General features: G+C 71.5%; 7 protein-coding genes. 4 read left to right on the top strand and 3 right to left on the bottom strand.

What is annotated here, in order from left to right; translation table 11 throughout:
• Window positions 1–108: 108 nt before the first annotated feature.
• Window positions 109–618 (bottom strand): DUF4245 domain-containing protein, encoded by a 510-nt coding sequence (locus ACFV57_RS42390; protein ID WP_385244561.1) that lies wholly within the window; start codon window positions 616–618, stop codon window positions 109–111.
• Window positions 619–855: 237 nt separating this feature from the next.
• Here ACFV57_RS42390 and glpX point away from each other — a divergent pair, with 237 nt between their 5' ends.
• The gene (gene glpX / locus ACFV57_RS42385) at window positions 856–1887 is read left to right on the top strand and encodes a class II fructose-bisphosphatase (RefSeq protein ID WP_385244558.1); all 1032 of its coding nucleotides are present in this window, start codon (window positions 856–858) and stop codon (window positions 1885–1887) included.
• A 167-nt stretch (window positions 1888–2054) separates the two neighbouring features.
• Here glpX and ACFV57_RS42380 read toward each other — a convergent pair whose 3' ends face one another.
• Window positions 2055–2414 carry a WhiB family transcriptional regulator gene (locus tag ACFV57_RS42380; RefSeq protein ID WP_032922291.1) on the bottom strand — a complete coding sequence of 120 codons (360 nt, stop codon included), beginning with the start codon at window positions 2412–2414 and terminating at the stop codon, window positions 2055–2057.
• Between the two features lie 265 nt (window positions 2415–2679).
• The gene (locus tag ACFV57_RS42375; protein ID WP_385244555.1) at window positions 2680–3462 is read right to left on the bottom strand and encodes a DUF1707 domain-containing protein; all 783 of its coding nucleotides are present in this window, start codon (window positions 3460–3462) and stop codon (window positions 2680–2682) included.
• 173 nt (window positions 3463–3635) lie between these two features.
• Here ACFV57_RS42375 and ACFV57_RS42370 point away from each other — a divergent pair, with 173 nt between their 5' ends.
• The 3 genes from ACFV57_RS42370 (at window position 3636) to ACFV57_RS42360 (ending at window position 7625) form a co-directional block, all read left to right on the top strand.
• Window positions 3636–5330: a fumarate hydratase gene (locus tag ACFV57_RS42370; RefSeq protein WP_385244552.1), complete on the top strand. Its 1695-nt coding sequence runs from the start codon at window positions 3636–3638 to the stop codon at window positions 5328–5330.
• Between the two features lie 106 nt (window positions 5331–5436).
• Window positions 5437–6849, top strand: coding sequence for a class II fumarate hydratase (locus ACFV57_RS42365; RefSeq protein WP_385244549.1), 1413 nt, complete (start codon window positions 5437–5439; stop codon window positions 6847–6849).
• 56 nt (window positions 6850–6905) lie between these two features.
• A complete protein-coding gene (locus ACFV57_RS42360; RefSeq protein WP_385244546.1) occupies window positions 6906–7625 on the top strand; it encodes a DUF402 domain-containing protein in 720 nt (239 codons plus the stop codon).
• Window positions 7626–7831: the final 206 nt, after the last annotated feature.

Raw genomic sequence — 7831 nt, 5'->3', positions numbered from 1 at the left:
GCACCCATCCCGGGTGCGGCGGCCTCGCCGTACGTATACGGCCGTAGAACTCGAACAGAGCCGTACGTACAGGACCGGGCCCAGGCTCGGCCCCGGGCCCCGCCCGCGCTACTCCTTCTTCGTCTCCAAGGACGCCGCCAGCTCCGCGAGGCGGCCGTACGGCGCGGTGCCGGTGAGTACGGTCGTGACGCCGTCCTCCTCGCGCACCAGCGCGCGGTACTTCTCGCCCTTGTAGCGGTCCCACTTCACGCCGCCGACGGCCTGCTTGCCCGCGGCCTTCTCGGCGCCCAGCGTGACGCTCTGGATGAACTTCCGCGCGGGCGCGTCGCTCTGCTCCAGCGCCGCGTACTCCTGCTCCGGATCGAGGAAGCCCAGGTGCCAGGCGCCGCCCTTGCCGTCCTTGCTCGCCTTGTACGTGACGGAGGTGGCACGCCAGCCCTCGGGCAGGCCCTGGGGCGCGGCGACCGGGTACGGCGCGGCGCGCCGGGCGGTCGCGAGCTCCACGCGGTAGTCGACCGTCTTGACCGCGCCCACCTCGGCGGACCGGCTGTCGTTGTGCGGGATGAAGACATAGATGCCCGCGACGAGGGCGCCGATCACCGCCATCGACAGGATCATGTCCCGAACCGTCTGCTTGCCTCGCATACCTGCCACGTCTCTATGGTCCCCCATGCCCGGCGCCGTGAAGACACGCCCCCCGCCGTACGGCGGCCGGGCCCCGCGGTACGGGAACACGCCCGCGCGGCGCGTTGCCGCCGCTCATGCGTAGGCCCCGATGCTCATTTTGGCGACCTGACGATAAAGTCATAGCCACCCTCACCATTCCGGCCGTCGCCGTACAGAAAGGTGCGCTCGATGACCGAGCATCATCTGCCGTCCCAACTAGAGGTCAGCCCCGAGGCTCCCGACCGCAACCTCGCACTGGAACTCGTCCGGGTGACCGAGGCCGGAGCCATGGCCTCGGGCCGCTGGGTCGGCCGCGGCGACAAGAACGGCGCCGACGGCGCCGCCGTCAAGGCCATGCGCGCCTTGATCCACACCGTCTCCATGAACGGCGTCGTGGTCATCGGGGAGGGCGAGAAGGACAACGCCCCGATGCTCTACAACGGCGAGCGGGTCGGTGACGGGACCGGCGCGGAGTGCGACGTGGCCGTGGACCCGGTCGACGGCACGACGCTGACCGCCAAGGGCATGGCCAACGCCGTCTCCGTGATGGCCGTCGCCGAGCGCGGCGCCATGTTCGACCCGTCCGCGGTGTTCTACATGGACAAGCTGGCCACCGGCCCGGAGGCCGCCGACTTCGTCGACATCACCGCGCCGGTCGGCGTGAACATCCGCCGGATCGCCAAGGCCAAGAAGTCCGCCGTCGAGGACGTCACCGTCGTCATCCTGGACCGGCCGCGCCACGAGGGCCTGGTCAAGGAGGTCCGGGAGGCGGGCGCCCGGATCAAGTTCATCTCCGACGGCGATGTGGCCGGCGCCATCATGGCGGCCCGCGAGGGCACCGGCGTGGACCTGCTGCTGGGCATCGGCGGTACGCCGGAGGGCATCATCGCGGCGTGCGCCCTGAAGTGCCTGGGCGGCACCCTTCAGGCCAAGTTGTGGCCCAAGGACGACGAGGAGCGGCAGCGCGCGATCGACGCCGGGCACGATCTGGACAAGGTGCTGCAGACCGACGACCTGGTCCGCGGCGACAACGTCTTCTTCGTCGCCACCGGTATCACCGACGGCGACCTGCTGCGCGGGGTGCGCTACCGCGCCGAGACCGCGACCACCTCGTCGCTGGTCATGCGCTCCAAGTCGGGCACGATCCGCCGGGTCGACTCCGAGCACCGGCTCTCCAAGCTGCGCGCGTACAGCTCGGTCGACTTCGAACGCCCCAGCTAGGCGGCGCGCACAGCGCCCCCCGCCGCCCCCGCGAGCACAACGGTCCCGCGGCCGGGCCGGGGCCACGCGGGCACAGCGGTACCCGCGAGCCAAGCGATCGGGCCGGGACTCCGCCGTCTTTCCCGGCGGGGTCCCGGCCCGTCACGCGTGCCGGACGCACCGGCCGCTCAACCGGCGGCCTGCATGCGGGCCGAGCGTTGCAGCTCGGTTTCCCGGCGCCGGCGGCGGGCCAGTACGACCCGGCGTTCGGCGGCGGTCAGCCCGCCCCACACTCCGTAGGGCTCCGGCTGCATCAGAGCGTGCTCCCGGCATTCGATCATCACCGGGCAGCGGGCACAGACCCGCTTGGCGGCCTCCTCCCGCGCCAGGCGCGCGGCGGTCGGCTCCTTGGACGGTGCGAAGAACAGTCCCGCCTCGTCACGGCGGCACACCGCCTCCGCGTGCCAGGGACCGGCCTCTTCACGGGAGGGAACCCGCTGGGGCGGAACAACTGCGGTGTCCTGCAGAGGCTGATGCGGTAGCAGCACGGTCTACTCCTGACGACGGCTTCGGCGAAAGAGTCACCCTTGCCCGTCTCGCTGCGCACGACTTTTCGCACCCCGCAGCCGTACGAGAGACGATGCACCAGCCCTACCCGCTGTACGCGTGCTTATGCACACGGTTGCGAACGGTCCCCGAGCAGTACGTATCCGGGGCCGGAGCGGACCGGAGGGTCGCCGTCCGGCCACCCGCGCCGTCCGGCCCCCTCCCCGCCCGGCCGCCGGCCCGTGGCCGCCGGTCCCGCCGTCCTCCTCAGTCCCGCCGGCCGTCGTGCAGCCGCCCGTGGCGCTCGCGCCGCTCGTCGCGGCGCTGTTCGTGCAGCGCCCGCCGGTCGTCGCGCCGCTGCTCGTGCCACGAACGCCGGGCGTCGCGCAGGCCGTCGCGCAGATCGCGGAGCCACTTGCCGCGCTTGGCCTTGGCCTCGACGCTGCCGAGCACCGCGTAGCCGTTGACGTGGACGATGGGGGCGTCGCCCTCCAGCGACTCGTTCGTCTCGACCTCGAAGGCGCCGAGCACGCCGGAACCGCTGCTGCGCAGCGTGACGTTCTCCGGCACCCGGATCTCCACGCTGCCGAAGATCGAGGTGCAGTTGATCCGGACCTGCTGCTGCTGGAAGATCCCCTCGGTCAGGTCGATCTCCACGCTGCCGAAGATCGCGACGGCGTTGATCCGGCCGGGCACCCGCCAGCGGCCCTTGCGGGTCGAGGCGCTGAAGATCGCGACCATGTTCTGGTCCGGCAGCACGCCGCCCGGCTCCCCGTAGGCGGCGGGCGCGGGCCGGGGCCCGGGGGCGCCGCCCTCCGCGGGCAGGTCCCGTATCAGCGGCTCCAGTTCACCCATCGTCTTGGCGCGGTAGACCGCGTCGATGCGCTCGGAGTGCTCCTCCGCGTCCAGCCGCCCCACCGCCAGCGCCTCGCGCAGGATCTCCGCGATCCGGTCCCGGTCGGCGTCGGACGCCCGGAGCTCGGCCTCCGCCACGGGTTTGGTCAGGTTCACCGGCTGCTGGGCTCGTTTGGCGAGCGACGATTCGTCCACGGGAGGCAGCGTACCGAAACGCGATAGATCGCGACTAGGGGACGCACGCCCTCCTCCCGCATCGCGGGTGAGCCTTACCTCACAACGGTAACCGCGGGCGAGGGTTCTACGCTGTTCAGGCGCTGCCGCAGATGTCAGCCGAAATCCACCGTCGAGTGAGGAATGGCCCCCTGATGCCCCCCGTCTCCCGCCCAGCCCGCCCGGCATTCGCCTATACCGACCTGCTCCCCGTAGGCGAGGACAACACTCCGTACCGCCTGGTCACTTCCGAGGGCGTGAGCACCTTCGAGGCCGACGGGCGCACGTTCCTCAAGGTCGAGCCGGAGGCGCTGCGCAAGCTGGCCGCCGAGGCGATGCACGACATCTCGCACTATCTGCGCCCGGCCCACCTCGCCCAGCTGCGCCGCATCCTGGACGACCCCGAGGCGTCCGCCAACGACCGCTTCGTGGCGCTGGACCTGCTGAAGAACGCGAACATCGCGGCGGCGGGCGTGCTGCCGATGTGCCAGGACACCGGCACGGCGATCGTCATGGGCAAGCGCGGCCAGAACGTACTGACCCAGGGCCGTGACGAGGAAGCGCTCTCCCGCGGCATCTACGACGCGTACACCGAGCTGAACCTGCGCTACTCGCAGATGGCCCCGCTGACCATGTGGGACGAGAAGAACACCGGCTCCAACCTGCCGGCCCAGATCGAGCTGTACGCGAACGACGGGGACGCGTACAAGTTCCTGTTCATGGCCAAGGGCGGCGGCAGCGCCAACAAGTCCTTCCTCTACCAGGAGACGAAGGCCGTGCTCAACGAGGCGAGCATGATGAAGTTCCTGGAGGAGAAGATCCGCTCGCTGGGCACGGCCGCCTGCCCGCCGTACCACCTGGCGATCGTCGTCGGCGGCACCAGCGCCGAGTACGCGATGAAGACCGCCAAGTACGCCTCCGCGCACTACCTGGACGAGCTGCCCGCCGAGGGCTCCCCCACCGGCCACGGCTTCCGGGACAAGGAGCTGGAGGAGAAGGTCTTCGAGCTGACGCAGAAGATCGGCATCGGCGCGCAGTTCGGCGGCAAGTACTTCTGCCACGACGTGCGCGTGGTGCGCCTGCCCCGGCACGGCGCGTCCTGCCCGGTCGCCATCGCGGTGTCCTGCTCCGCGGACCGCCAGGCCGTGGCGAAGATCACCGCCGAGGGCGTCTTCCTGGAGCAGCTGGAGAAGGACCCGGCGCGCTTCCTGCCGGAGACGACCGAGGCGGAGCTGACCGAGGGCGCGGGCCCGGACCTCGACGCCGTACGCATCGACCTGAACCACCCGATGGACGACATCCTGGCCGAGCTGACCAGGCACCCGGTCAAGACCCGGCTCTCGCTCACCGGCACGCTGGTCGTCGCCCGCGACATCGCGCACGCGAAGATCAAGGAGCGGCTGGACGCGGGCGAGGAGATGCCGGAGTACCTGAAGAACCACCCGGTGTACTACGCGGGCCCGGCGAAGACGCCCGAGGGCTACGCGTCCGGCTCCTTCGGCCCGACCACGGCCGGCCGGATGGACGCCTACGTCGAGCAGTTCCAGGCGGCGGGCGGCTCGAAGGTCATGCTGGCCAAGGGCAACCGGTCCAAGCAGGTCACCGACGCGTGCGCCGCGCACGGCGGCTTCTACCTCGGCTCGATCGGCGGCCCGGCGGCCCGCCTGGCGCAGGACTGCATCAAGAAGGTCGAGGTCCTCGAATACGAGGAGCTGGGCATGGAGGCGGTCTGGCGGATCGAGGTCGAGGACTTCCCGGCGTTCATCGTCGTGGACGACAAGGGCAACGACTTCTTCCAGGACCCGGCGCCCGCTCCGACCTTCACCAGCATTCCGGTACGGACCGCCTGACGGCCGTACGGTTTCGCCGGGTGCTCCGCTTCGCGCGTACCGCCTGACGGACGAAACCTGCCGGTGCCCGGGAACAGAATCATGGTTCCCGGGCACTGACACAGGTATGAGCGACAACGGCCTGAGCGGCGACCACGGCGAGTACCGGACCGAGCACGACTCGATGGGCGAGGTGCAGGTCCCCGCCCGCGCGAAGTGGCGGGCGCAGACGCAGCGCGCCGTGGAGAACTTCCCGGTCTCCGGGCAGCGGCTGGAGCGCGCGCACATCGAGGCGCTGGCCCGTATCAAGGCCGCGGCGGCCAAGGCCAACGCCGGGCTGGGCGTGCTGGAGGAGGACGTCGCCGCGGCGATCCAGGAGGCCGCGGCCGAGGTCGCGGACGGCAAGTGGGACGAGCACTTCCCCGTCGACGTGTTCCAGACCGGCTCCGGCACGTCGTCGAACATGAACACCAACGAGGTGCTGGCGACCCTCGCCACCGAGCGGCTGGGCCGCGACGTGCACCCCAACGACCACGTCAACGCCTCCCAGTCCTCCAACGACGTCTTCCCCTCCTCGATCCACATCGCGGCGACCGCGGCCGTCACCCACGACCTGATCCCCGCGCTGGAGCAGCTGGCGGGCGCGCTGGAGCGCAAGGAGGCCGAGTTCGCCGAGGTGGTGAAGGCGGGGCGGACGCATCTGATGGACGCCACGCCCGTCACGCTGGGCCAGGAGTTCGGCGGCTTCGCGGCGCAGGTGCGCTACGGCGTCGAGCGGCTGCGGTCGGCGCTGCCGCGGCTGGCCGAACTGCCGCTGGGCGGTACGGCCGTGGGCACCGGCATCAACACCCCGCCCGGCTTCCCCGCCGCGGTGATCGCCGAGGTGGCGCGGACGACGGGGCTGCCGCTGACCGAGGCGCGCAACCACTTCGAGGCGCAGGGCGCGCGGGACGCGGTCGTGGAGACCAGCGGGCAGCTGCGCACCATCGGCGTCGGCCTGACGAAGATCGCCAACGATCTGCGGTGGATGTCCTCCGGGCCGCGCACCGGCCTCGCCGAGATCAATCTGCCCGACCTCCAGCCCGGTTCGTCCATCATGCCGGGCAAGGTCAACCCGGTGATCCCGGAGGCGGTGCTGATGGTGGCCGCGCAGGTCACCGGCAACGACGCGACGGTGGCCGCGGCGGGCGCCGCGGGCAACTTCGAGCTGAACGTGATGCTGCCGGTCATCGCGAAGAACGTGCTGGAGTCCGTACGGCTGCTGGCCAACGTCTCCCGGCTGCTGGCCGACCGTACGGTCGACGGGATCACCGCCAATGTCGAACGCGCCCGGGAGTACGCCGAGTCGTCGCCCTCCGTCGTCACCCCGCTCAACAAGTACATCGGGTACGAGGAGGCCGCCAAGGTCGCCAAGAAGTCGCTGGCCGAGCGCCGGACGATCCGCGAGGTGGTCATCGATTCCGGATACGTCGACCAGGGCCTGCTGACCGAGGAGCAGTTGGACGAGGCGCTCGACGTACTGCGCATGACACATCCGTAACGGATCGTGCGTCACTCGTCACAGCACGGACACCGGCGCCCCTCTAAGATCTGCTCATGACAGCGGACATGGTGGAGACGAGGAAGGGCGCCGCCGGGGCGGAGGGCACGCGGGCCGCCGAGGACGAACCGGGGCGCTGGGCGCCCGGGGACCAGATCCTGTGGCGCTACCGCGACAACGCCGGCGACGGCATCCACATCTGCCGCCCGATGACCGTCGTCCAGGACACCGACGAGCTGCTCGCGGTGTGGATGGCCCCCGGCACACCCTGCGTCAAGCCGGTGCTGGCCGACGGGACGCCCGTCCACCGCGAGCCGCTCGCCACCCGCTACACCAGGCCGCGCCGCACCACCCGCGACCAGTGGTTCGGCACCGGGGTGCTGAAGCTGGCCCGGCCGCACGACCCCTGGTCGGTGTGGCTGTTCTGGGAGCCCGGCTGGCACTTCAAGAACTGGTACGTCAACCTGGAGGAGCCGCGTCGCCGTTGGGCGGGCGGCATCGACTCCCAGGACCACTTCCTGGACATCTGCGTGTATCCGGACCGCCGTTGGGAGTGGCGGGACGAGGACGAGTTCGCGCAGGCGCAGCGGGACGGGCTGATGCCGCCCGCGCTGGCGGCGGACGTACGGGCGGCGGGCCGCGCGGCGGTCGCGCACATCGGCGCGTGGGGGGTGCCGTTCGGCGAGGGCTGGGAGGACTGGCGGCCCGACCCGGCGTGGGAGGTGCCGGGGCTGCCCGAGGACTGGGACCGGGCGGTGCCCGGCGCGCCGGAGTGACCGGGCGCCCGCGGACGTGCGGGCGCGGCACGGGCTCCCGGGCACGCGGCGGCGGCGCGATCGCCGGCCGGGCGGCCCCGGCGCGCGCGGGCCGGCCGCGGGCGCGCCGGGGTTCCGGTACGGGCGTGGCCTGGGGTGCGAGTGTGCCCCCGTGATGCGCCCCCTGGGATCAACCCTAGGGTCGTCCTCCACAAGACAGCACAGGC

The organism is Streptomyces sp. NPDC059788 (assembly GCF_042732265.1).
Classification (GTDB): domain Bacteria; phylum Actinomycetota; class Actinomycetes; order Streptomycetales; family Streptomycetaceae; genus Streptomyces.
Note: the sequence above shows the minus strand (reverse complement) of the source record. Positions and strands in the feature narration are given on the sequence as shown.